This is a genomic window from Paenibacillus sp. FSL P2-0089 (assembly GCF_038595095.1).
Taxonomy (GTDB): Bacteria; Bacillota; Bacilli; order Paenibacillales; family Paenibacillaceae; genus Paenibacillus_AQ; species Paenibacillus_AQ silagei.
Map to the genome: position 1 here is coordinate 3,576,177 of NZ_CP152006.1, position 24,760 is coordinate 3,600,936.

General features: G+C 40.6%; 21 protein-coding genes. 19 read left to right on the forward strand and 2 right to left on the reverse strand.

What is annotated here, in order from left to right; genetic code table 11:
- The first annotated feature begins 74 nt into the window (after positions 1 to 74).
- The 13 genes from NST69_RS14740 to NST69_RS14800 all read left to right on the forward strand — a co-directional run bounded on the left by NST69_RS14740 (position 75) and on the right by NST69_RS14800 (position 15,583).
- Positions 75 to 1,607, forward strand: coding sequence for a PAS domain-containing protein (locus NST69_RS14740; RefSeq protein WP_342549847.1), 1,533 nt, complete (start codon positions 75 to 77; stop codon positions 1,605 to 1,607).
- Between the two features lie 265 nt (positions 1,608 to 1,872).
- Positions 1,873 to 3,342: a nucleotidyltransferase family protein gene (locus tag NST69_RS14745; protein ID WP_342549848.1), complete on the forward strand. Its 1,470-nt coding sequence runs from the start codon at positions 1,873 to 1,875 to the stop codon at positions 3,340 to 3,342.
- A 26-nt stretch (positions 3,343 to 3,368) separates the two neighbouring features.
- Positions 3,369 to 5,153, forward strand: a complete 1,785-nt coding sequence (locus NST69_RS14750) for an ABC transporter ATP-binding protein (protein ID WP_342549850.1) — start codon at positions 3,369 to 3,371, stop codon at positions 5,151 to 5,153.
- 23 nt (positions 5,154 to 5,176) lie between these two features.
- On the forward strand, positions 5,177 to 6,958 hold the full coding sequence (locus NST69_RS14755; protein WP_342549852.1) for an ABC transporter ATP-binding protein: 1,782 nt from the start codon (positions 5,177 to 5,179) through the stop codon (positions 6,956 to 6,958).
- Positions 6,959 to 6,988: 30 nt separating this feature from the next.
- On the forward strand, positions 6,989 to 7,141 hold the full coding sequence (locus tag NST69_RS14760) for a hypothetical protein (protein WP_342549854.1): 153 nt from the start codon (positions 6,989 to 6,991) through the stop codon (positions 7,139 to 7,141).
- Between the two features lie 72 nt (positions 7,142 to 7,213).
- Positions 7,214 to 8,575 (forward strand): hypothetical protein, encoded by a 1,362-nt coding sequence (locus tag NST69_RS14765; RefSeq protein WP_342549856.1) that lies wholly within the window; start codon positions 7,214 to 7,216, stop codon positions 8,573 to 8,575.
- Positions 8,544 to 10,028 carry a radical SAM protein gene (locus NST69_RS14770; RefSeq protein ID WP_342549858.1) on the forward strand — a complete coding sequence of 495 codons (1,485 nt, stop codon included), beginning with the start codon at positions 8,544 to 8,546 and terminating at the stop codon, positions 10,026 to 10,028. The genes NST69_RS14765 and NST69_RS14770 overlap by 32 nt, the downstream gene beginning before the upstream one ends.
- 16 nt (positions 10,029 to 10,044) lie before the next feature.
- A complete protein-coding gene (locus NST69_RS14775) occupies positions 10,045 to 10,866 on the forward strand; it encodes a hypothetical protein (RefSeq protein WP_342549860.1) in 822 nt (273 codons plus the stop codon).
- A gap of 3 nt (positions 10,867 to 10,869) precedes the next feature.
- A complete protein-coding gene (locus NST69_RS14780) occupies positions 10,870 to 11,529 on the forward strand; it encodes a hypothetical protein (RefSeq protein ID WP_342549861.1) in 660 nt (219 codons plus the stop codon).
- Positions 11,529 to 12,887, forward strand: coding sequence for a radical SAM protein (locus NST69_RS14785; RefSeq protein WP_342549862.1), 1,359 nt, complete (start codon positions 11,529 to 11,531; stop codon positions 12,885 to 12,887). The genes NST69_RS14780 and NST69_RS14785 overlap by 1 nt, the downstream gene beginning before the upstream one ends.
- Positions 12,888 to 12,903: 16 nt before the next feature.
- Positions 12,904 to 13,845 carry a radical SAM protein gene (locus NST69_RS14790; protein WP_342549863.1) on the forward strand — a complete coding sequence of 314 codons (942 nt, stop codon included), beginning with the start codon at positions 12,904 to 12,906 and terminating at the stop codon, positions 13,843 to 13,845.
- Complete coding sequence (locus NST69_RS14795) at positions 13,842 to 14,996, forward strand: hypothetical protein (RefSeq protein WP_342549864.1); 1,155 nt, start codon at positions 13,842 to 13,844, stop codon at positions 14,994 to 14,996. Before NST69_RS14790 ends, NST69_RS14795 begins: the two co-directional genes overlap by 4 nt.
- An 89-nt stretch (positions 14,997 to 15,085) precedes the next feature.
- A complete protein-coding gene (locus NST69_RS14800) occupies positions 15,086 to 15,583 on the forward strand; it encodes a DinB family protein (RefSeq protein ID WP_342549865.1) in 498 nt (165 codons plus the stop codon).
- 29 nt (positions 15,584 to 15,612) lie between these two features.
- On the opposite strand, the gene NST69_RS14805 is transcribed toward NST69_RS14800, so the two are convergent.
- Both NST69_RS14805 and NST69_RS14810 read right to left on the reverse strand, forming a co-directional pair.
- Positions 15,613 to 16,989 carry an MmgE/PrpD family protein gene (locus NST69_RS14805; protein WP_342550179.1) on the reverse strand — a complete coding sequence of 459 codons (1,377 nt, stop codon included), beginning with the start codon at positions 16,987 to 16,989 and terminating at the stop codon, positions 15,613 to 15,615.
- Between the two features lie 146 nt (positions 16,990 to 17,135).
- Complete coding sequence (locus NST69_RS14810; RefSeq protein ID WP_342549866.1) at positions 17,136 to 18,098, reverse strand: LysR family transcriptional regulator; 963 nt, start codon at positions 18,096 to 18,098, stop codon at positions 17,136 to 17,138.
- 222 nt (positions 18,099 to 18,320) lie between these two features.
- Between NST69_RS14810 and NST69_RS14815 the strand changes: the two genes are divergently transcribed.
- From NST69_RS14815 to NST69_RS14840, 6 genes are all read left to right on the forward strand, one after another.
- On the forward strand, positions 18,321 to 18,878 hold the full coding sequence (locus NST69_RS14815) for a DJ-1 family glyoxalase III (RefSeq protein WP_342549867.1): 558 nt from the start codon (positions 18,321 to 18,323) through the stop codon (positions 18,876 to 18,878).
- Between the two features lie 14 nt (positions 18,879 to 18,892).
- A complete protein-coding gene (locus NST69_RS14820; RefSeq protein ID WP_342549868.1) occupies positions 18,893 to 19,444 on the forward strand; it encodes a DJ-1 family glyoxalase III in 552 nt (183 codons plus the stop codon).
- A 26-nt stretch (positions 19,445 to 19,470) separates the two neighbouring features.
- A complete protein-coding gene (locus NST69_RS14825; protein WP_342549869.1) occupies positions 19,471 to 21,351 on the forward strand; it encodes a glucose PTS transporter subunit IIA in 1,881 nt (626 codons plus the stop codon).
- A 13-nt stretch (positions 21,352 to 21,364) separates the two neighbouring features.
- On the forward strand, positions 21,365 to 22,780 hold the full coding sequence (locus NST69_RS14830) for a 6-phospho-beta-glucosidase (protein WP_342549870.1): 1,416 nt from the start codon (positions 21,365 to 21,367) through the stop codon (positions 22,778 to 22,780).
- A gap of 199 nt (positions 22,781 to 22,979) precedes the next feature.
- Positions 22,980 to 23,657 (forward strand): MBL fold metallo-hydrolase, encoded by a 678-nt coding sequence (locus tag NST69_RS14835; protein ID WP_036726939.1) that lies wholly within the window; start codon positions 22,980 to 22,982, stop codon positions 23,655 to 23,657.
- A 27-nt stretch (positions 23,658 to 23,684) separates the two neighbouring features.
- Positions 23,685 to 24,650: an acyltransferase domain-containing protein gene (locus NST69_RS14840; RefSeq protein ID WP_342549871.1), complete on the forward strand. Its 966-nt coding sequence runs from the start codon at positions 23,685 to 23,687 to the stop codon at positions 24,648 to 24,650.
- Positions 24,651 to 24,760: the final 110 nt, after the last annotated feature.

Consider the following 24,760-nt stretch of genomic DNA (forward strand, 5'->3'; position numbering starts at 1 on the left):
GTTCAGGCCTGTTATATACTCAATCTAGCTTTCCCAAGCAGCGCACACCATGAGATGAGGAGAACTGAGAGAACATGCCAATTCTGAACAGATTCAAAGGAAACACACACGCAGGTGCACCGCCCCAAACAGACCATCAGCTGATCGACCTATTACAAAACTATGTGGAGCGTGCTGAACGCAAGGAAGAAGAGCAAACCGATACATATTCTGCCGCAGTCCCTGATGAACTGCAAGCATTGTTAACGCGACTAACGTCCGTGATACATAAGCGTGAGGACTATTACAAGGTTCGGTTGGAAATGATCACTGAAGCGATTGAGATCTCCCTGTGGGAGATGGATGTATATGAGGGTGATCCGGTGAATCCGAATAATGAGTTCAGGTGGACGGATGAGCTGCGCCGGATGATCGGCTATACGGATGAGCATGATTTCCCCAATGTGCTGGAGAGCTGGTCCAATTGCCTTCATCCCGAGGATAAAGAGGGGGTACTGCAGCTGTTCGCAGATCATATGCTGGACCGGACGGGCACGATCAAATACGACATTGAATACCGGCTCAAGACGAAAGCAGGCGAGTACAAATGGTTCCAGGCGACGGGCACAACCGTACGTGCCGCTGACGGATCACCTATTATGGTAGCCGGAGCTTTGCTGGATATTCATGATAAAAAAATCAAACAGGACGAGCTGGGCGCACTGGTGGTCCGCTATGATCTGGTGAACCGCGCCCTGGTGGAAGCACCTTGGGATATGGTGGTTATCGCAGGAGATCCGGTCAACCCGGATAATGAGTTCTGGTGGTCGGAGCAATTCCGCCGAACGATTGGTTTTGAAGGCGAACATGATTTCCCGAACCTGTTAAGCAGCTGGAGCAACCAGCTACACCCCGAGGATCTTCAGCCCACGCTGGACGCCTTCGCCAATCATCTTAATGACTACACCGGGCAGACGGACTATACAGTGAACTACAGATTGCGCTCCAAAAATGGCGAGTATCGCTGGTATCACGCAGGCGGTGAAACGATCCGGGACGAGCAGGGTATCCCTCTGCGGGTAGCAGGAACGATTCGTGATATTACGCAGGAAATCAATAAAGAGGATACAATCAGACGGGTAAACCTGCAGATGGAAGGCTTGCTGACTGCGATTAACGAGATTGTTCACGGGATTGTATCGGTAACAGAGCAAGCTCAGGATATCGCCGAAGTCCAGGAGCAATCCTACAAGGCTGCAGTTGATGTGAAAGAAAAAACGAATGAAACCAAAGAAATCACCAAATTCATCAGCGAAGTCTCGAATCAGACCAGTCTGCTCGGGCTGAATGCTTCCATTGAAGCTGCTCATGCGGGGGAGTATGGCCGGGGCTTCTCTATTGTGGCAAGTGAGGTGCGCAAGCTCGCAGACCACAGCAAGATGGCTTCGAACAATATTGAGAAAACTACGCAGGAGATGAATGACCGCATCGACCATATTATCAGCACCATTAACGGCATGTCTAGTTTGACCGAAGCACAGGCTGCACTGACGCAAGAGGTTAATGCTTCTGTCGAGGAAGTAAGCAGGATGTCGGAGGAGCTGTTAGGTATTCTGCGTACTTTATAATAACCACTTAAATTACCGGTTAATGAAAAAAATACAAAAGTGTCAGTGATCAAAAAGCGAAATGCAGATAAAAGCATTTCGCTTTTTCTGTTCAAATTAGAGAAGATACGAGGGTTCATCATTTTCAATAAATACTTACTGGTGATGATGGAAAAACAAACTCTAAAAGACCTATAATCTGTAAGGTTGTCAAAGAAATAACAACCAAATAAAATAACTATATGAAGAATACAGTTTATATGCGAAATGGAACAGGAGGAGTAATGTGCATGAGTTGCAGTTATTAATGGATGGATTTCTGGAGTTTAGTGCGAAAAATTGGACTGATAAACAATCAATCGATAAAAAGCTTTTGAGATTTATACAAAATCATAAGCTTATTGGAAAAATTGATGGATTCTTACTTGAAAAGCTACAACACACTGAAATGATAAGTCAGTATTTTTATGAACAGTTAAAGTCAATGAGATACAAATTAGGGGTAGAAATTAAAGAACATACTCTGGCAATAATCGAAATAATGAACATCTTCTTCGAAATGGAAATAAAAGATCTTCCGATTGTTTTAAAAGGATTATCTATTTATGGTTTAACAAACAATGTAAACAGTATTAAAAAAAGTTCAGACATTGATTTGATTTATTCCGATCCTGTATTACTCGAAGCCTTACTTAAGAATATTGGATATAGGCGTGTAGAACCGAAAGGAACACATGAACACTGTGTAATGCTTAAAGGGAATATAATATTAGAAATTCATAACTACTTCCCGGTGATTGATTATACAGAGGAAATAAGTAACAAAGCAAAGAAAGCAAAGGCTAATCATTTCAATGTTTTTTTTCAAATTCCAACTCTACAAACAACAAAATTAACTTACCAAGACATGCTGAGTGGTGTTATATCTTGTGACTTTCTAGGCGGAGCTTTAATTTTAGATGCGAATTTTCAGGTTTTGCTAATTTCGGCACATCTCTTTAGAAGCTATGTAAATTCTCAATTTCAATATTCTTGTGGTGTTACTTTGTGCGAGTTGCTTGATGTTTTGGATATGGTTAATCACAGTTCGTTTGATTATCTGATATTCGAGAACTATGTGAAAATGTATAATGCAAGTTCTTCTGTAGAATTTGTAGCTTACTTAATTAAAACAATTTTTAATCATAATAAATTTAGTGAATATTTTCACAAAAAAGAAAGCCTTTTTCCAAAATCCTTATTTTGGTCTGGAGCAATGTACATTCCATCTCACAAGGAAGAGTTTTTGTATCATGGAATTAATGAATTCGTCAGTAAACTTGTTACAAATCGAACAATTCCACTTGGAGATGTAGAAACAGAACCCCTTCAAGAACTTCTTTATAATTCTCATGGGGTGGCAAATGTAGAATATATTAGTTTTAGAAAGAATGATGGATCTCTTGTTATCAAATTGAAGTTCCCCAAATTAATTAATGACTTAACCGCCGATGTATTTGAAATATTCTTCAATAGCAGAAGGTGCTGTTTTGTTGTGGAGAATGGTGAAATTCAGACAGAAGCGAAACCTGAAGGCTGCAACTGGATGTTAATTGATTATGTGATGAAGTATAGCGTAATTATTGAGCTGCCGTTTAACTTATTATTTGAATTCAAGCAAGACACGATCGGGATGGTTATTGGAATTACCAGATGGGGAAACGGTCCATTAACAACCTTGGTCCCGGTTCTTATAGATTCTCCAAATAAATGTTAATAGAAACGATTCAGGGAGGGAGTTCCTTGGGATTGCTAAAAAGATATTTAGATTTATTGAAGTTAACATATAGATCTATACCGCTTTGGTCATCCTATACAATATTTAACAATATATTCGGTGTTATTTGTAACTTTTTAGGTTCTGTTATTCTAATCCAAGTTGTATTGAACGGTATTAATACCAATAAATCATTCATCGAGATTATAATTCCTGTTGTGTTCATTCAAGTTGTGGCCCTACTTGGTGGAATAAGTACATCACTGTATTATAGCAAAATTGATCCAATTGCCCGGCAAATTCTTCACAAGAAAATTGTTTTACAATTATTACATACTATTATGCGGACAGATATTAAAAACTTGGATAACTCAGCTTATCTTAACGATTTTTCCTTTACTATAAACCAGGTCGAGAAGAGAACAACGGGGAGCATATTGTTAATATCCAATTTGTTATCAAATCTAGTAGGAATATGTGTAACCGTTTCAGTCATTGGATTTATGCATTTTGAACTAGTTGCAATAGTAATTGCAACGCTCTGTGCCGCCTTTTTAATCAACACTGCATTAATAAAGACGCAATTCCAGTTCGACCAGAAAATCATCTTACCAAATAGAAAGAAAAAATACGTTGAAAGAACCTTTTATATGAAAAGATATGCGTTAGAGCTAAGATTGTATCCAATAAAAAAGTTATTGTTTAAATTGTACGATAATTCTGTAAAGGAAATATTGCACACCACGAAAAAGTACGGCTGGAGAACAGGTGCTTTGAATTTCTTGAAAGCCTATAATCAAGAAGTTATCTTGTATTGGGGAACCATGTTAGTTCTTTTACTCTCAATGATTCACAATCGAAGTGAGATTCAGGCTGTTAATATAATTCCTATAACAATAGCAGTATATAGTTTTTCAGGCTATTTATTTGGATTGACAGAGGTCATTACTTCATTTAAAGAATATCAGCTTTATTCAGATAAGTTATTTCCATTTTTGCAACCGAAAAATTCTTTGGAAAATCAAAAGGGTTTACCTATTCAATTAAATACTGGCAATACTATCGCTTTTGAGAATGTAAGCTTTAAATATGCAGCAAATGATAAACAAGTATTAGAAAATATAAACCTCCGCTTTAATCCAGGTGAAAAGATAGCTTTGGTAGGAGTAAACGGTTCAGGAAAAAGTACTATCATCAAATTATTGCTCGGTCTGTATGACCATTACTCTGGTGAAATCACAATTAACGGGCGTTCTGTTTTGGAGCATGATATACAGAAGTATCGTGAGCAGTTCTCAGTAGTGCTACAGGATTTTCAATATTATGCATGTACGGTAGCGGAAAATATACTAATGGACAAAGCGGATAGACCTAAAAATACTGTTTTAGAGCAAATCGAGTTAGCCATTAATGAGGTAGGTTTGGATCTGAATTTAACGCCGGATGAACTATTGAATAAATTCATAACAACTGAATTTAGTACCGATGGTTTGAGCTTATCTAAAGGGCAATATCAAAAGATGGCTATATCCCGTGTTTTTGTGAGTAAAAGGGATTTTATTATACTTGATGAACCTACCAGTGCATTGGACCCTGTTGCGGAATATCAAGTATTCAATCACATACTAGAGCATTTTCATGATAAGACTATTATTATTATTTCCCATCGTTTAACAGCTACAAAATCTGCCGATAAGATTTATTTAATTGATGAAGGCGCTATAAAGGAAAGTGGTACACATGAACAGCTCTTAAGTCAAGATGGGAAATATGCGCAACTCTATAGACTTCAAGCAGATAAATACCTGTAATACAGGGCTGGTGGTGAAATAGAATGAACAAGAAATATTTTCTTATGGATAGCATATTTTACCTTGAATCAATTTTCAAATATGACTGGATCAGGATACCTGGCATAATTCTTACCGCATTATTTGTTGCTTTCGACACTTGGTTCATAAAGGTGTATGCAATTAAAGTAATCTTAGACGCTTTAATGAATAATTTTGACTTCAGACGAATTATCATTATGGTTTCTATTGCTGTTGGTTTCAAAACCATTAAGCTAGCTTACGATTCTGTTTGGGAATATTACGCGAAACGCTCTGACCATATCATCATTTCTGGTTTTCAGCATGTTGCTTTCAAGAAGGCAAATGAGGTAGATATCAATTGCTATGACAATACAGATTACTATAACCAATATATCTACTCTGTAGAAGAAACATCCACAAGGCCGATTCTTTTCTTAAATAGTTTATTTCAACTATTCCAAACATTTTTCACCATTACATTAGCTGGAATTTTTATTCTGATTAGTGATCCTCTAATATTGATTTTTGTTATTATTCCCATTCTAGGAGATTCATTCGTAAGAATCAGGATGATTAAGGCCCGATTAGAGCGGACAAATGCAATCCTCCCCGAAAAAAGAAAAATGGATTATGTGCTCCGAACCAGTTATATCCGTGACAATGCGATAGATATTCGTATAACCAATATTCATTTAGTGCTTAAAGATCTTTTTTTAAGTGGCGTAGAAAATATAATTGATATCTATAAGAAATTCAGTAATCGTTTTACAAAATTGTACTTAGTTAGTGATGCCTTTACTCATATTAATAACACTTTGATCTTGCTGTACCTCATTTATAAAATCGTAGGTACACAAACACTTAGCGCAGGAGATTTTATCGCGATTAAAGAAGCTGTTGCTCTGTTGAGCAGCAATCTTGGCAAGATTATGGAGAGAATTCAGGCATTTCAGGAGCATAACATTTTTATAGAACGTTTCCGTGCTTTTTGCAGTTATAAAAATATGATAACTGATGGCGATTCCGGGATTCCTCAAGCTGATTCATCACCTTATCTTCTTAAGCTGACTAACGTGTCGTTTAACTATAGTAATCATTTCGATGTTCTGAACAATATCAACATTGCCATTAAGGCTGGAGAAAAAATAGCGATTGTAGGCAAGAATGGTGCTGGCAAAAGTACGTTAATCAAGCTTATTATGCGCTTATACGATGCCACCAAAGGTTCAATAGAATTTAAAGGAGTCGATATTAGAAAATTCAATAAACAAGAATACCTTTCTCAATTTGATACCGTGTTTCAGGATCACAATAGCTATGCCTCTTCACTGATTGAGAATATCCTGTTTGAGCATAACCCTTCACCTGAAGAGATTGAAAAAATGATGGATATATTGGATAAAATAGACTTTACTTTGTTTTTAGAGGATAAGAACAAGATAGAACTCGAGTTGACAAAAGAATTTTCAGAGGAGGGGATCGTTTTATCTGGCGGCCAAAATCAAAAAGTGGCATTGGCTCGTGCACTGTACAGAGAGCATTCTGTATTGATACTCGATGAACCCTCAAGTGCATTAGATTCCATATCAGAACATAGGTGGATGCAATTAATGGAGAAAGTTTCCATCAACCGTACAATCATTTTAATCTCGCACCGGCTGTCCTCCGTAAGAGATTCAAATTGTATCTACTATATGGAAGATGGCCGAATTCTTGAATCTGGCCAACATGATGAACTAATGGCTCTTCGCGGACACTATTTTCAAATGTTTAAAGTACAAGCGGATGCTTATGCCGGGTAACATGACAATACTGGAAAGGGGGTGAATTTAATGAAAAAAGAAAAGTCTCAAGTCAATGCACAATTGAGTGCAGATACAATTGATCAACTGATAAGCGAGATCGTGAATACAAAGGATTGGTCAACTCTAGTGCCTGACTACGATGAAGATGCACTAATGGTAAGTTGGACTAGCAAGAGTTAAGGGGTTATGGGCACTTAATAGATTTTGTATTAAGTGCCCTAATCAACTACGCCTATAAGGAAGAATACGTTTATGAACAATATATTATTAATTTCATTACCCTCGTTTTGGGGACGTAAATATGTTTATATTGAAAATCATTGTCTAATTCTGTTATCTCAATATGCTGCGGCATGTGGCCTTCAAGTATCTATCATGGATGTTGCTTTGGAACAAACGAATTTTTCAGATCTGACAAAAAAAATAAACGAAATTAAACCGGAACTCTTAGGCATTCTTATATCAAAGAAAAATTATGAATTAGCCTTGAAGACAAGGGATGAACTTGCTGATCAATTTTCTTTTCATTGCGTATTGATATTTGATGATTCTTTTGAACACCATGAACAAGCTCATTACATCACTCATGATAGTTTATCTGCGGATACCAATTTTAGCGGGTTCGTTTCAGTAGTCTCTATGCTTCTCCAATGTCCGTTTCAAGCTCCTGCTTATAATGAAGCAATTTTTTTAATGGGTAGAGACTACTTAAAACAAGTACTTATGGAAGGGGGGGAATGTGAGGTGTTTGGCGGTTTAACTGAAAACATGCGTTTTTCTCCTACAGATTATTCGCTTGACACTAATCTTCACCCTACCCTCAAACGCGATTTTAATACTTTGCTTTGGGAAATTAAAGTATTATGCAGACATTTCAATGTTCGAAAAGTAAATATTATTGACAGTCATCTTTCTAAGAATCTTACGAATTTAAAAAAAGTAATAGAGTACTTAGATACCAAGCGATTATCATATGTGAAAATTGGTCTTTTACTAGAGTTAGAATGTTTATCTCAAGCTGATGTATATCTATTAAAACATAATTACAATTCGATTTTTAAAATATCTCTTTTATCGAATTATGTAGATTCCAGGCAAATTGAGCTTATTCAGAGCATGACTATTTATAACTGGCGTATCAAGCTTTGCTTTGAATTGTTTAATAAAAACTCAAACGTTGATGATGTTTGCTTTGTACTCAATCAATTACGAAAAGGTATGTTTTCTATTTCTCCTAATTCGCTGATTAAAGGGAGTAGTGATAATCAGGTCCTCAATAAAACTCAAACAATTATCGCATTGCTTTATTATCGTGTATTCTATACATTTCATCAAAAGATAATTCAATATGAGAATCAAAATAAGTATGAATTGAGAAGCGGCATAAGCAAGAATTACCATTCAATCCCCCACATACAAAAACAGATTGACAAAATGTCAAATTTGCTAATGAGTGTATTTCTGGATGTTATCGAATCAACAATTTGCCATTGTCTTCAAACAAATCTCAGCACAAAGGAGATTATTCTCCTATTATTAGAACAATTTCATGACCAAATACTGTGTATTGAAGGTGATTTTGATGCTCATTTATCTGATCCATACAGGGTTTAAACAATATGAGAACGCTTATATCGGAGAAAATATGAGCCTAGCTTACATTAGCTCTAGTGTAAAACAACAGGGCCATGTTACACGTATTTTAGATTGCATGGTAGATCATTGGGATGAGGAGATGTTGGTTCAAGAATTGATTGAAAAAAAACCTGATATGGTATTGATGACTTTATATGAAGAGAACAGTAAAGAGGTACTAACCTTTATTAATATGCTACAAGAGGCTGGATACAGTGGTCAAATTCTACTTGAAGGAATTTATGTGACTCTAAACCCGCAGTTAGTCTTAAAATCTTTAATTAACTCTCACAATGTGTGGTGTATTCGAGGAGAAGGTGAAGAGGTAATTCTGGATTTCATAAAAGAAATCTCGAAAGGAAATGAATCCCCTAATATTAGGGGGATAGCTTATATGAAGCAAGGAAATATATACAATACCAACTATATAAACATCATCGACTCTCTCAACAATCTCCCGTTACCTGACCGTTCAGTGATGGATCGTATATATAACAATCAAGACGTTCCAGTCTACGTTGTTTCCTCCCGCGGGTGTTATGGAAACTGCACCTTCTGTATCTTAAATAATTATTACACAGCTCTTTCAGGAGATAATAAAAATAAAAAGTGGAGGGAAAGATCAATCCCTTCAGTAGTAGATGAAATTGAAGCTCTAATACTTCGTTATCCAAAAACAATAATCAAGTTTCTTGATTATAATTTTATGGGATTAAACCCTGAACGTAGCTTTCAATTTGCTGAAGAAATTAAGAAACGCAACCTTTCTTTTAAGTTTAGCATAGAGTGTCGCGTTAACGATATTCGGGAAGATTTATTGGTAGCACTAAAAGAAGTGGGATTGGTGTCAATTTTTTTAGGAATAGAATCAGGATCTCAGGGTGCATTAAACCGGTTTAGAAAAGAGATTACGGTTGAACAAAGCCAGAGGGCCATTGATTTAGTGCGTAAACTAAAAATAGGTTTAAAAATGGGGTTTATTTTGTTTGATGAATTTACTACTTTATCAGAGGTTGAAGAAAATACTGAATTTCTTCATAAAAACCATTCGTGCGTTTTCCATGCGTACCGTCCGCTAATTGTAAAAAAATACAGTTACAACAATCGAGAAATTAAACAACCAGTTATCCGTGATAAAAAAGTTAGGCTAATATATGAGGTGATTAAAGAGACTCGTGAAAAATTTCTTCCCTACAGGGATGAATTGGAGAAATACAGAAAATCAGCGGCTAAAGCTGGGGAACTCCATGAAAAAAAACTATATTCCATTATTGGAAGATTTATTATTTTTGATAAATACGCAATGAAGCATTTATTTTTATTATGTGAAAGTAATGCCTTCAGCCCGGAGTTAGTCCGCAGCGAAATGCAAAATTTCACGACAGAGTTCCTTAGTGAAGTTCAAGCAGAGTTCGGAAAAATAATAAAATAAACAGAGGTGTACAATTATGGAAAAAATATGGATGAATGTTCTTGGATTTAAAATTTGTATTCAAACCTCAGAAAAGCCCTTAACTCGTGATCTTTATAATACATTTCATCATTTTATTGACCAGAATGAAAATTGTCTAGCAGATATTGATATTTGTATTAAAGAAACCGATAGTAAAGATTTTCAAATCCTGTTTGGAGATAGAATGAGTGCATGTGTACGGGTAAATCTGTATCCCAAAGTATGTGATATCATTAGGCGCGCAATAATATACAATTCGAACTTATTTTGTTTTCATGCAGCTGCCCTAGAAAAAAACGGAAAAACATTTGTATTTATATCGACAGGAAATAGTGGAAAAAGCACTCTATGCACTGCATTAATCTACAATGGATATAAACTATTGACAGATGATACATGCTGGATAGATCCCATAAAAGGAATTATACATCCATACCCTCTTGCAATCGGCACGAGACATAAAACGTTAGAGTTGTTTCCATCTCTACATAAAATAGCTATTGAAACATCGTTCCCTGGTAAACTTATACTGCCAGTAAGTGAAGAACGAGTGGCTTCAGCCAGTAAAGTTTTCGCTTTTTTTAATTGGGAGTTAGACTTTGATAAGTCCGAATTTCATAAAGAAGCTGTTAGCTTTGAAGAAATGACCTATCATTTGCTAAGCCATTCATATAGTTTTAAATACTGCGAAAACAAAACTAAAACTGTTAATGAATTAAAAAATACGGTTGAAAACTGCAGAAGTTATCATCTCATGGGCCACAATTTAAATCAACTTCCGAATTTATTAGAACGTATCGCAGCAGTAGAGGAATAAAATATGAACAGGTATATATACAATTTTTTAGACGAAATAACCAATATATATGACGATATCTGGATTCAAGGGACCCATGACACGGGAAAGACTACATTTCTAAAATACCTTTACGATCTTGACTCACGTCATAGTCACAAATGGCTGATTGGAGGATGTTCGCCAATACATAGCCTGAGATATTACAACACCATAATAGAAAACATCACTAGGATGACGTTTAAACCTGGTAGCTCCTTATGCATATACATTGACGAAATTGAAGATAAGAATTTAAAGAAGATTAAGGATACTATCAATAAATTAAAAATACCAGTGAGGCTGGTTGTAGCTTCTCATAATTCACCAAATGATAATACAGGTTTCATTAAATATGAAATGTCGAAAATCCTTTCACTAGCAACTTTGATTGAACATTTTAAAAACCAGCTTCCCGATGACTCCTTATTTTTGTACGCTCAAAATATAGCAGATTTCTTCTATTTATTAGATCATATTGAGGACATTAATTCTGATATGGATATAAAATCTATAATTCGAAGTAATCAGATTATTACTGAGGATAGACAACATACAAAAAAAACAATTGGACATAGCATTTTCAGATTCAACGCAACGGAATACGAGCAAATCACTGTATTAAAGTTTAAGGAGTTGGAATAATGAGCGTAGCTTTATCAATTAGCACCCAAGTGATTCTTTTATCAAATATTTTAGACGGACGTTGGTTTGCTTTATCAAATCTCAGTGCAATCCCAGATTGCCGCAGTATAACTGTTAACGAGCATAACTTAACTTCATTAGTCGGAAACAAAATTTCAATATTATTACAACCTATTGTTGAAGAATTATTAAAAGAAAATATTGAATGTAAAAACTATAATGATCTTCCATTTCATCATCTGATATTTAATACTACTGAGAAATGCAACTTATCATGTAAGTATTGCTATTTCTCAGCGAACTCATCAGGAGAATCCATTAATGAAGATATTATTGAACACTCTATACGCAAATGCTTAGATTATATGAATGATGACTCGAAGTTGACAGTACTATTCCAAGGCGGTGAAGCCTTATTAGGCTACAATGCTATTCGTAGAGCTCTTGAAAATCTGGGTGAACAGCCGCGTATTCAATATCAAATTCAAACCAATGGTACATTAATCAACAAAGAAATTATGGATTTCTTTGAAAAGTTCAATATTCATGTGTCCTATAGCATGGACAGTTACCTGCAAGAGCACAATAACCTTCGCTCTTCTCACACAGGTTCATTTACCCGGAAAATCCTTCAGGTAGCTGATATGTTTAAAGAACGCGGAATTGATTATGGTGTAATCTCAGTCGTGTGCAAAAACAATATTGAAGATCTGAAGCAACTGTTCCATGAATTCGTTCAGCATGGCTCTAACATGTTTGCGTATAATCTTTTATGGCCTATCGGTAGAGCAGAGAGTGAAGGATTGGATGATCAAGTGGTTCCAACAGACGATCTGATTGATAGCTTGTTTGCGGTTTATAAGGAGATCTATGAGTTCAATATTGAACAAGGTTATGCACCCTTTGAAAAGTTTCGTGAGCGCAACCTTTATATGTTATGGAGAAGACTTTTTTATCGGAAGCTGTCTAATTATATGTGTATGAATACGCCATGTGGAGCTGGTGTTAATACATTAACAGTAGATACAAATGGTTTAGTATATCCTTGCGCTCTGATGCTTCCATCTCTTCGAAAGGGGTTTGAGATCGGAAACATATATACTGATAGCATATCCACCTTACTAAATCAAGACAGTTTAATAAAGCATCGCCACTTGGACCAAATACCTAATTGCGGGACATGCAGCTTCCGGGCCTCATGCTCTGCTGGAGGCTGTGGTATGGCATTTTATCATTACAAGGATAGCAAGAATATCAATGCGCCAAGCATGTATTGCAATTATTATTATGGAATCTTATTTCGTATGATTGAACATGCAATGCAGAGTTCAGGTGTTCATTCTCTTAAGAATTATTAATGGGGGGAATATAAATATGAATATTTTCTTGGAAGTTACCAATTACTGTGAGTTAAAATGCCGCTTTTGTGTCGCGGATTTGGGTTACAAATATCCAAGTACAAACCTTTCGATGAATGTCGTTGATGAGATCATAGAAAAATATAGATACGATAAAAAAAATGCAGTATTTATAACGGGAGGGGAACCTCTGTTACATCCTCAATTAGCAGAAATAATTCAGAAGTTCGCTTCAAACCATTTCTATACCTATATCACCACAAACGGACAGCGCTTACAGGATGAAAAATATGCGGTGAAGTTTATGACTAGTGGAATTCGCCGCATTGCGATTCCTATATACGGAAGTAACGCTGAAGTTCACGATAATATGACAGGGATCACCGGTTCATTTGTGGCACTCCAAAGAGGCCTGGATCATATTTTTTATATTAAAAATAATTATTTACCTCACATTAAAATAGAACTTCGTTTACTTATGGCAAAATTTAATATCAGTGAAAATGAACATATTATTGAATGGATCATGGATAAGTATCCAGAGGTAGACTATGTTTCATTGATGGGACTACAATTGTCAAGTCGAACAAATAATTATGAAGATATGATTGAAATATCAATGAGTGAAGCCGCTGCCGATCTTCGCACCTGCTTGACCAAAATTCGCGAGTATAATGTTAATGGCTTGATTTCCGGAATACCACTATGTGTATTGGGCGAAGATTTTGCAGATTTTTATGCTACTCAATCCACAAAGGAGAATTCAATTCGCTTATTTCCGCATCTTTCAATCCAACCACACCTAAAGACTTTGAAAGACGGCCTTTATAGGGAAGAGTCATCCAAACAAAAAGCACCGGAAATATGCAATAATTGCAGATTTGAACATTTATGCGATGGAATTCAAGAAAGATATGTACATAAATATGGATTTAGTGATTTAAAAGCAATCTTATGAATGAAAACATAACCAGTCTGAAAACCGAAGCCTGCTCTGATAATAACAAAACGCTATGGTCCAAATTTTGTACTTGCCTTAAACAAAAGAACTTCGATGAAGCTATAGAATTTTGGGAGCCTCAAACACGTAATATATTTCGTAAAAACTTAAAAAACTTTAGGCGTAAACAACTACATTGGAAACTGGTTCAATATGTTACAACAACAGATGATGGATATATAATCATTAAATACACAGGACCTAAAGGGTTTTTACCAAAAGTCTGTTTAATATTTAACCGTTATCGAGCTGGACAGTACAGCTATTGTGGCAGGTTAATTTCATGTTCATACGATATTGTCAAAAAATTGAGAAATAATGGTTATGGATTCTTTCGCTCTATTTGTGGAGTTGCACTTAAAAAATTTGATGTTGCATGCAGAGAATTTAAAAATGAAACTGTTATTAAAAAATTCTCCATACTACAGCAAGAAGAAAAAAGATTTTTAGGATGGTCGTACTCTAATTCAGTAGCTTCTTTTTCTCCCGCGCGTGAGTATATTTTTGAAACCTTTATCATTTATTCCACTTCGGACTGCTCTGATTATTTGGTTATGTTTCATGAATTGGATGAGTTCATAAGGGGGGTCTGGAACAGCATTCATAAATCAATTATACGAGTAAATATATATCATCGTATCCAAAATGATTCAAAAAAAAAGGCAGTTCCTAAATCAGCATTTGTAGCACCAGGGAATAATGATATTTTTATTTACAATGCTTCTATTAATTTAAATGTATTAAAGCATGAAATGCTTCATTGTGTCATTTATTCTGTTACATCCGCTTGGCCACCTTTATTTTTTAGAGAAGGTTATGCAGATTCTTATATGATAAATGAAAAAACAAAACACTTTATTTTAAACGAACACTATCCCGCTTCATTTTTACAGTACGATTCCTTATTTTTTGATTATACTGAATACCCGCCCATGGTTTCAGGCTTAATGGTTTATTATCTAATTCAAGAGTTTGGAATTGAGCGTTTCTACTCAGCTTATAAAGCAGCCGAAACCATGAGCGTAAATAAAACATTAAAATATGAATATGGTTTGAGTATTACCCAATTAAGGAAAAAAACTATTCATTACCTAAAACAAGTTTTATGAACCGGGCTAGATTTGACAATCCTCTTGAGTAGAGCTATATTGAATTTCGGTAAATTATATTTCGCACAATCAATAGGAGGATCATACTGATGTCCGAATCCAACCAAGCTTTTGGTCAAGCGCTGGTGAAATCTTTGGTAGGGGAGCGCGGACATATTCCGATCGCCCGGGCCTTGCCGGATCTGACACTGGAGCTTGCAGGTTATACAATAGAAGGAATTCCTTACTCCATCTATCAGCTGGTGAAGCATATGGACTTCTGGCAGGATTTCATGCTGACCCACCTGGAGGGCGGCCAGCCTCAGCGGCCTACAAGCGTACAGGAGAGCTGGCCTGCGGAGAAGGCCCCGGCAGAGGAAGCCCAGCTTCAGGAGGCCATCACACATCTGCTGCAAGGTGTCGATAAGGCGGTTGCTATCGCTCAGAGCGCCAAGCTTGACGAGCCATTGGCCCATTTTCCCGGGGAGACCAAGGGCGGACTTCTGCGCAATATCGCCTCCCATAACTCCTACCACCTGGGGGAGATTGTTCTGCTCCGCCGTCTGCAGGGTGCGTGGCCACCGCCAGGGGGCGGTTATCCTGCTTGAGGACCAGCTAATAGAAGCCACTAAGTCATTCAGATCCGAAGGAGCATATCGGCATTGCTCGTGTTCTCAAGATTTTTGATCAGTCTGATTCTGTCCTGTCCGTTTCTCTCACACGGCGTGCCTGCAATCAATTGACTGAATTTGTGTTCAAGCATCTCCCAGCCGAACGGGGTTTCTGTATCGCCAAGCGGAACAGGCATCCACTTCTCGTATGTACTGCCGTCATGTAATGTCAACACAACACGTGCAGCACAAAAATGCGTCGGGTTCTCATGCAAGTACTGCTGCACTTCCTCATCCTGGGTGACTGTTATTTTTTGAACCAATTCATGAATCTCAGGATCTTCAAAGCTTCTGAAAATTAAAGCCTCTGAATCCATACGGCCATACTTGAGTGCTACGGCTGAAGTAAACTGTGTGCTGGCCTGAGCTCCTATGGCTGTCTTGGGTTTGGGGTTATTTAGACGATAGACGAAGGAAGACGTTCTCACATCGACGGATTTTATCTTCGAAGGTGTGAGATCATACTTATCCCGCATTTCCAGCATGGCATCCAGTGTGGCATGAAGCCCGCGCTGGCAGGCATGACGTTTGAAATAGATACTGGTTATTTTGAAGTTCTGGCCCAATCCCTCAAGCACCTGACTCGTATTACAATGACCGCTGGTACCCTTGAACGCCTGGAAAAACCCATATTTCCCTTCAAGCGCAGCATCCGGGCCGGTAAATCCGCAGGCCGCCAGTCTTACAGCCCTCATCCCTGTTAGAGCAGCCCAGCCGCTGCACAGAATTTTGCCGGAAGTCCCGTCGTTCTGATATTCTATTAATCCCCCTGTGAAGAGCGAAGCAATTCCCATAGCATCCTTGGTCCGGGAAGTATCCGCATCCGTTAATTTGCTTACCAAAGCAGCAGCCGCGACCGCCCCGCATACCCCGGTAGCATCAAAGCCCCGTTCCCGGTACATAAAGGGATTAATCGCCTCGCCTAATCTGGCGTACACATCATATGCTGCCACAATTGCCGTAATCATCTGTTTGCCGTCCTTGCAGTGCAGCTCTGCCATACTAAGCAGGAGGGGGACCAGCACAGAGCCAGGATGCCCCATGGCGTGGCGGTATCCATCATCCAGATCTGCGCAACGTGCCAGCATCGTATGTACGAACACCGCTGTATCTGAACTGGTATGGATCTCCTCCTCACCGATCAGCGATACCGGAGCTTCACTTGTATTCAAGCTATCTGCCATCTGCGCATACTCCATAATGCGCTCACTTGTTTCAGAGTAACGGCCGAACACCAGATTCCCGTAGGCATCCAGGATCACCTGTTTACCAACCTCTATAGCCCTTTCGGATAGATCCTCATACCGGAGACGGGCCACATAATCTGCCAGTTCAACAATCATGTAACTCACAACCTTCACCTCATTATTTTGACTTCAACCTGCAGAAGTTTACACAACAAAATATAAGGTTGCGTTATTGCTTAACTCAAGCACAAGTTAACTGCACTTACTCAACTTTTGGATGCATAGGAGCAAATCAAGCATGCTTAAGACTGCTGGAGATAAGATGCAGGGCTACAGTAGCGTTTTACTATTTTTTTCAAATCTTCCGTATAGGACGGGAAAATTTTATTTCTATGATAAATTAGCGCCAGCGGGTTAAAGTAAGCAAAGTCCGAAATCGGAAACACATGAAGATGGGAGTTCGTATTACCGGACTCATTAAGCCCATCGATTCCCCTGAGATACATTGTGAGACAGAAGCTGGCTGCATAGTCTTCGGCACACAACAGATGATGGATATCAGGCTGAGTCAGTTCATTAATGCAGTTCAGCGAGATTCCGCGTTCAGACAGATGCTTGTCAAGCAGAATACGGGAATTGAAGTTTTTCTTGTTCAGCACAAACGGCACATGCTGGAACAGTCTGAGGTCGGCACCATCGGCAAACGTATTGATACATCCCGGATATTGATCCGGAAAATACTGCTTCAGCAAATTGTCCGAGATCACAATATACATCTGCTCATGGAGAATCGTCTCGTACTTCACAAGTGGAGTAACAATATTATCAACACCAGACAGAAACAGATCCAGCGAATTGTTCAGTACCATCTCCTGCATCTGCGGTGAAGTCCTTCGATGAATAATCAACTCGACCTTGGGGTGAAGATCGTAGAACTCCTTTAACAGCTTTGGAACAATAATGGGATAGCGCCCTTCAGTGATCCCGAAGTGGATGGTACCCGATTTATCTTCCTTAAGGTCTATGAGCTGATTCTCCATATTTTGATCCAGAAGCTCAATCTGACGCAAGGTGTTCTGCATGATTTTCCCGGCGGAGGTTAAGGTTATTTTGGGCTTCCTCTCAAAAAAAGCAACACCATGCTTCTCTTCCAGCCCTTTTAAGTATTTGCTTAAAGATTGGTGGGAAATATATAGACGTTTGGCTGCATTTGAAATGTTCAGCTCTTCGGCCAGAACTAGAAAGTATTTATAGTTATTGAGCATGAGTACCTCCTGATTAGATCCATTCGAGATTTTGACGGTAATTGTGATAGTAACTGTACCATCTTACTGCAGCTAATAGTTACATACAAGCAGTATATATGTGCTTTCGAGTTGCGTATGTTCATGCTAAATTATGAATGTAACCGCGGCTACATTAGCGTTGTAAGCGTAAGCAGGCGACTGTTGTCCTGCAGGAAATTGAAATAACAGGAGGGTATGAACGTGAGCAAAGTTGCAGTTATACTGGCAGAAGGATTTGAAGAGAGTGAAACACTGACCATTGTGGATATTTTGAGACGGGCACAGATCGAGTGTCACATGTTCAGTACAGCAGATGAACTCGTTCGCGGCAGTCACGACATTGTAGTCAAAGCAGATGCAATTATTGGTGATGATGTTAAAAGCTACGACATGATCGTACTGCCCGGAGGCATGCCGGGAGCGGCTAATCTTCGCGATGACGACCGGGTCATCAGACTGCTCCAAGAGATGAATGAAGCGGGGAAATTTGTAGGAGCGATGTGTGCAGCTCCTCTTGCATTAGGCAGAGCAGGGGTGCTGGAGAATAAGAACTTCACCGCTTATGTCGGTTATGAGGACAAGTTCGAAACGAGCGGCTCCTTTAAGGAAGATGTTGTTGTCATTGACGGCAATCTCATTACAAGCCGGGGACCGGCAACCTCTTATGCGTTCGCTTACGCATTGGTGGATGCATTAGGTGGAGATAGTAGGGCTGTCAAGAACCGAATGGTATATTTCAACGCATTTGATGCTGAATAGGAGGAATACACATCATGAGTAAAATAGCAGTACTGATGGCGGAAGGTTACGAAGAAGGCGAAACATTAACCATTGTAGATATCTTGAGAAGAGCCGGACTGACCTGTGATACATTCTATTTCGGCGACAAGCTGGTTAAGGGCATGCACGGCATTTATGTGGAGGGTGACAAGCCTTTTGGCGAAGAAGTTAAAGCGTACGACATGGTTGTACTGCCGGGCGGCCGTCCAGGGGGACAGAATCTGAAAGAGAATCCGGACGTTATTGCAATGGTGCAATACTTCAACCAGAACAATAAATACATCGCTGCAATGTGCTCGGGAACCGTCGTCTTATCCGATGCTAAAGTTATTGAAGGCAAAGAGGTAACGGGATATGTGGGCTATGCGGAAAAGCTGATTGGCGGTATTTTCAAAGACCAGGTCGTTGTAGCGGATCAGAATCTTGTTACGAGCCAGGGTCCGGCAACGCCATATCCGTTCGCCTATAAGATTGCGGAAATCTTCGGCAAGGATACTTCAGCTCTGCGTGAGAAGATGTTATACGATATGGCCGGGGGCAAGTAGAGACAGCTAAGAAGGCGGGGGAACTTATGAAAACAGAGGATTTGGCAAAAGAGATTATTGCCAACATAGGTCAGGATAATATTACGTATGCCACCCATTGTGCAACAAGATTGAGATTCAATGTAAAAGATGAATCTCTGGTCAATTTGAAAGCGCTTGATCGGTTGGAAGGTGTGCTCAGAGCCCAGTTCAACAGCGGACAGCTGCAGATCATAATTGGTGCAAAAGTCAAAATTGTATTCGATGCAGTAAGTGAACGACTCGATCTGGAGAATTCAGATATCGAAGTCAAAAGTGTGAAGCAGAAAAAGAATGTGATATCACGGGTTGTAGAGACGATTGCAGGTATATTCGGACCTGTAATCCCTGTATTGATCGGATGCGGCATGGTCAAGTCTGTACTGGCCATTCTGACTACCATGAAGCTCTTGGAGACAACAAGCGGCGCGTATGTAACCTTTAATCTGATTAGTGATCTGATCTTCTATTTCTTCCCCTTCTTCCTAGCGGTTAGTGCAGCCAAGAAATTCAAAACAAACGAGTATCTGGCAGTCGCCCTCGCTGGGGCGTACATGTACCCTACCATTATGGAGGGGGCGGCCAAAGCAGCGGAGACAGGTATTACCAGCATAAGCTTTTTTGGGCTACCGTTACTGCTGGTCAATTATAAATCCACCATTATTCCGATCATTCTCTCCGTATGGGTCATGAGCTATGTGTACCGCTTCGTGGACAAACGCATCCCGGATATGTTCAAAATCCTGTTCGTTCCGATGCTTGTGCTATTCATCATGGTTCCACTGGGACTGATCGCCATTGGGCCGCTTGGAACCTACATCGGCAAGGGTGTAGCCGCGGTTGTCACATATCTGTATACGGTGAATGGTGTCATCGGCTCCTTCCTGTTCGGAACCTTCAGACCGATTCTGATTATCTTCGGCATGCACTATGCGATTACACCCATCAACAGCCAGCTGATTGCAGAATACGGCTATTCCGTAATTTCACCGGCGAACCTGACAGGGAATCTGGCTCAGGCCGGAGCTTGTCTGGGCGTATTCTTCTTATTGAAGCATAAAGCCAGCAAGTCAAGTGCATTATCCAGCGGTGTAACCGCATTATTCGGGATCACAGAGCCGGCGATCTTCGGATTCAATTTGAAGTACAAAAGACCATTTATCTGTGCCATGTTAGCCGGTGGTATTGGAGCTGCTTATATTAACTTCTGGGGCGGCGGTGCTACAGCCTTAATCTTGCCGGGCATCCTGGCATTGCCAACGTATATCGCGGACAGCTATATTCACATCATTATTGGTATTGCAATCAGTATTATTCTTGCTATGGGGGCTGTGCTGATCTGGGGCATTGAAGAGGATATTCCGGCAACCGCTAATGCTGCTTCCGGAGATGCTCCTGCTACACCGGTTAGCCCTGGGACCAGCGAAGCTGCCCGTCCGGCAGGCCCCCTTATGATCTGCTCCCCTATTAATGGAACAATCAAAGATATCACAGCAATTGATGATCCGATCTTTGCTCTGGGCAGCGGGGCAGCCATTGAATCCGTGGATGGAAAGGTATATGCCCCGTTTAACGGAAAGGTTGTATCCTTATTTCCAACCCGTCATGCGATTGGTCTGATGTCCGATGAAGGTGTTGAGATGCTGGTGCATGTCGGAATCAATACGGTCAAGCTGAAAGGCAAGCACTTTACTGCACATGTGCAGCAGGATCAGATTATCCGGCAAGGTGATGTGCTGCTGGAATATGATGTTGAAGCGATCAGGGCAGCCGGATATGATACTGTCGTTCCCGTTATTATCTCTAATACTTTTGATTATCAAGGTGTAGAACAGGTTGCTGCCGGTCGTGTGGCCCCGACTGAGCACCTGCTGCGTATACAAGTCTGAAGGAGGAGACATCATGAGCAAGTTAGCAGAAGACTTCCTGTGGGGAGGCGCTGTAGCAGCCAATCAGGTTGAAGGGGGCTGGAACCGGCGCGGCAAGGGTGTCAGTGTTGCAGATGTGATGACAGCTGCTGCGCATGGTGTAGAGCGGAGAATCACCGATGGAATTGAAGAGAATGTGTATTATCCCAGCCATGAGGCAAGTGATTTGTATGCCCGCTACAAGGAAGATATCAAGCTGTTTCATGAGATGGGGTTCAAATGCTTCAGAACCAGTATCGCTTGGACCCGGATCTTCCCCAACGGGGATGAAGTAGAGCCGAATGAGGAAGGGCTGCAATTCTATGATGACCTGTTCGATACTTGCCTGGCCTACGGAATTCAGCTCGTGGTCACAATCTCGCACTTCGAGATGCCTTATCATCTGGTGACAGAATACGGAGGATGGCGCAACCGCAAATTGATTGATTTCTACCTGAACTACTGCGAAGCCATCTATACCAGATACCGGACCAAGGTCAAGTATTGGATGACTTTTAATGAAATCAATATGATTGTACGGAAGCCCTGGAAGCCTGGAGGTATTAAGTGGGCTGAAGGGGAGAACAAGCTGCAAACGATGTATCAGGCAGCACATTATATGCTGGTAGCCAGTGCAAGGGCTGTCAAGCTGGGTAAAGAGATCAATCCCGAATTTGTCATCGGCGGAATGTTCCTTCATCCAACGTCTTATGCAGCAACCTGTGATCCTAATGATGTGCTGGCCCATGTCAAAAAACTTCAACAAGCCTACTTTCTGCTCGATGTTCATGTCAGAGGGAAGTACCCGGCCGCGTACTATGCCTTTCTGAAGCAGCACGACCTGGAGATCCAGACAGCGCCTGAGGACGCAAGAATTCTAACCGAGGGAACGGTAGACTATATCGGCTTCAGCTATTATTCCAGCTCTGTTGTTATGGCTAATCCCACAGACCAGGATAAGAGCGAGGGGAATGAGATCAGCGGATACAAGAATCCGCTCCTGCCGGCCAGTGAATGGGGTTGGCAGATTGATCCGGTCGGACTCAGAATTACGCTCAACTGGCTGTATGACAAGTACCAAATTCCACTTTTCATCGTAGAGAATGGTCTTGGTGCCGTAGATACACTGGAGCAGGATGATAAAGTGCATGATCCTTATCGAATTGACTATCTTAGACGGCATGTGGAAGAGATGAAAAAAGCCATCCTGGAAGATGGGGTAGAAGTGATGGGCTATACCCCTTGGGGTTGCATTGATCTTGTCAGTGCAGGAACAGGAGAAATGAAGAAGAGATACGGCCTGATCTACGTTGATAAAGACAATGATGGCAAAGGCACCTTAAGAAGGGTCAAAAAAGATTCGTTCCACTGGTACAAGGAATGTATCGCCAGCCACGGGGAGAATTTATAGGCAACAATCATTCGGCATGATTTGCAACAAAAAAGAAATATACGTTTTTATGTGGAAAGTCTGCAATGCTAGGTTGCAGGCTTTTTGCTATGGAAGCAATAACATTCATTGACAGTTCGTGAAAAAGTAGATGATAATTTAGTAGATTCATCCTATAAATAATGGAAATTAGATCTATCAAATCTTCAAGGAGGCGGGCATGGAAGCAACCTATGATCTGTTTACGATTAAAACGCATTGCATGAATTTCCTGAACTACGCATATCTCGGTATTGACAAGACTTCCCGCAAAGCTTTTGTAGTTGATCCATCCTGGGATGTATCGCAGATGATCCGTATTCTGGATTCGCATGAGGCCACAGTCACGGCTGTTCTGCTGACCCACTCTCATTTTGATCATACCAATATGGTGAAGAAGCTTGAACTGCTCTATCGTCCTACTGTCTACATCTCCAAAACCGAGGCAGATTACTATAAATACCGCTGCAACCGGCTCCGAACCGTCGAGGACATGGACCTCATTCGTATCGGTGATTCACGGATTACCTGTCTTGTGACGCCCGGCCATACGCAGGGAAGTGTCTGTTACTGGGGGCAGGACCATCTGTTCTCCGGGGATACGGTATTTATTGAAGGCTGCGGCTTATGCGACAGTAGCGGAGGCTCGGCTGAGGATATGTTCAATAGCATCCACCGGCTCATCCGGCTGATTCCTCCCAGCACGCGGGTATACCCGGGACATTCCTTCGGCGATCCGCCAGGCAAAGAGATGAGCTATCTCTACAAAAATAATCTGTATTTCCAGATTGATGATATCAATCATTTTGTGAAATTCAGGAACCGTAAGAATAATGCCAGACTGCTTGATTTCAAATAAGCCGCTCTACAATCAGGGGGGACGGAAATGCACAGCGAAATCGTATTTATGTTCTCCGGGCAAGGCTCGCAATATAATAAAATGGGGCTTGAATTGTTCGGGAAGCAGCCGGTATTCCGGCAATCGATGGAACGCCTGGACCGGATTGTTCATCAGCTGACCGGCAAGAGCGTGATTGAAGAGCTGTATCAGAACTCACGAGGTAAGGGCGCCAGCTTCGAAAATATTGTCTTTTCCCATCCTGCAATCTTCATGGTGCAATACGCGCTGGCGGAGACTCTGGAAGCTGAGGGAATCACCCCACGCTACACGCTGGGAGTAAGTCTCGGGGAGTATGTGGCGCTGGCGGTGGCTAAAGTACTGACGCCTGAACAGGTGCTGGAGCTGATCGTGACGCAAGTACGGCTGCTAGAGGATACCTGCGACAACGGTGCGATGATTGCTGTTCTGGATCATGTGCAGCTCTATCACCGGAACGCCGAGCTGAACACCCGCTCCGAGCTGATCGCAGTGAATTTCGACAAGCACTTCACCATCGCCTGCAGAAGCGGGCATACCGGCGAAATCCAGCAGTTCCTCAGAGCACAGGGTGTGGCCAGTCTGAAGCTGCCTGTGAACTACGCCTTCCATTCCTCATTCATCGATGAACTGGAGAAGCCTTATCGTACATATATGCAAAAGATCGATTACAAGACGCCTGCTCCGGGAGTGACACTGGTATCGGCCATGACCGGGGGGAAGGTGCAGACGGTGGATGAATCCTTCCTGTGGGATGTGGTGAGGAAGCCGATGAATTTCCGCACAGCCCTGGAGGGTCTGAGTGCCGGCGGGCCGCGGTTGCTGCTCGATCTGAGCCCGTCGGGTACACTGGAGAACTTCAGCAAGTATATTCTCGGCAAGCCGCTGGCCCATAAGGTCCGGTCAGTGATTACACCGATGGCCAGCGAGCTGAAGAAGCTGAATGAGATTGTGAATGATACCTTAGAAGTCTGATTAAGCCCAATCCCTACAAGCAGCGTTTTCTCTAAGTTATGGAGAGCCGCTGCTTTTCTGTTGTTGTAATTTGTGTATAATACATGTACAACCATACATGTAACGGAGGG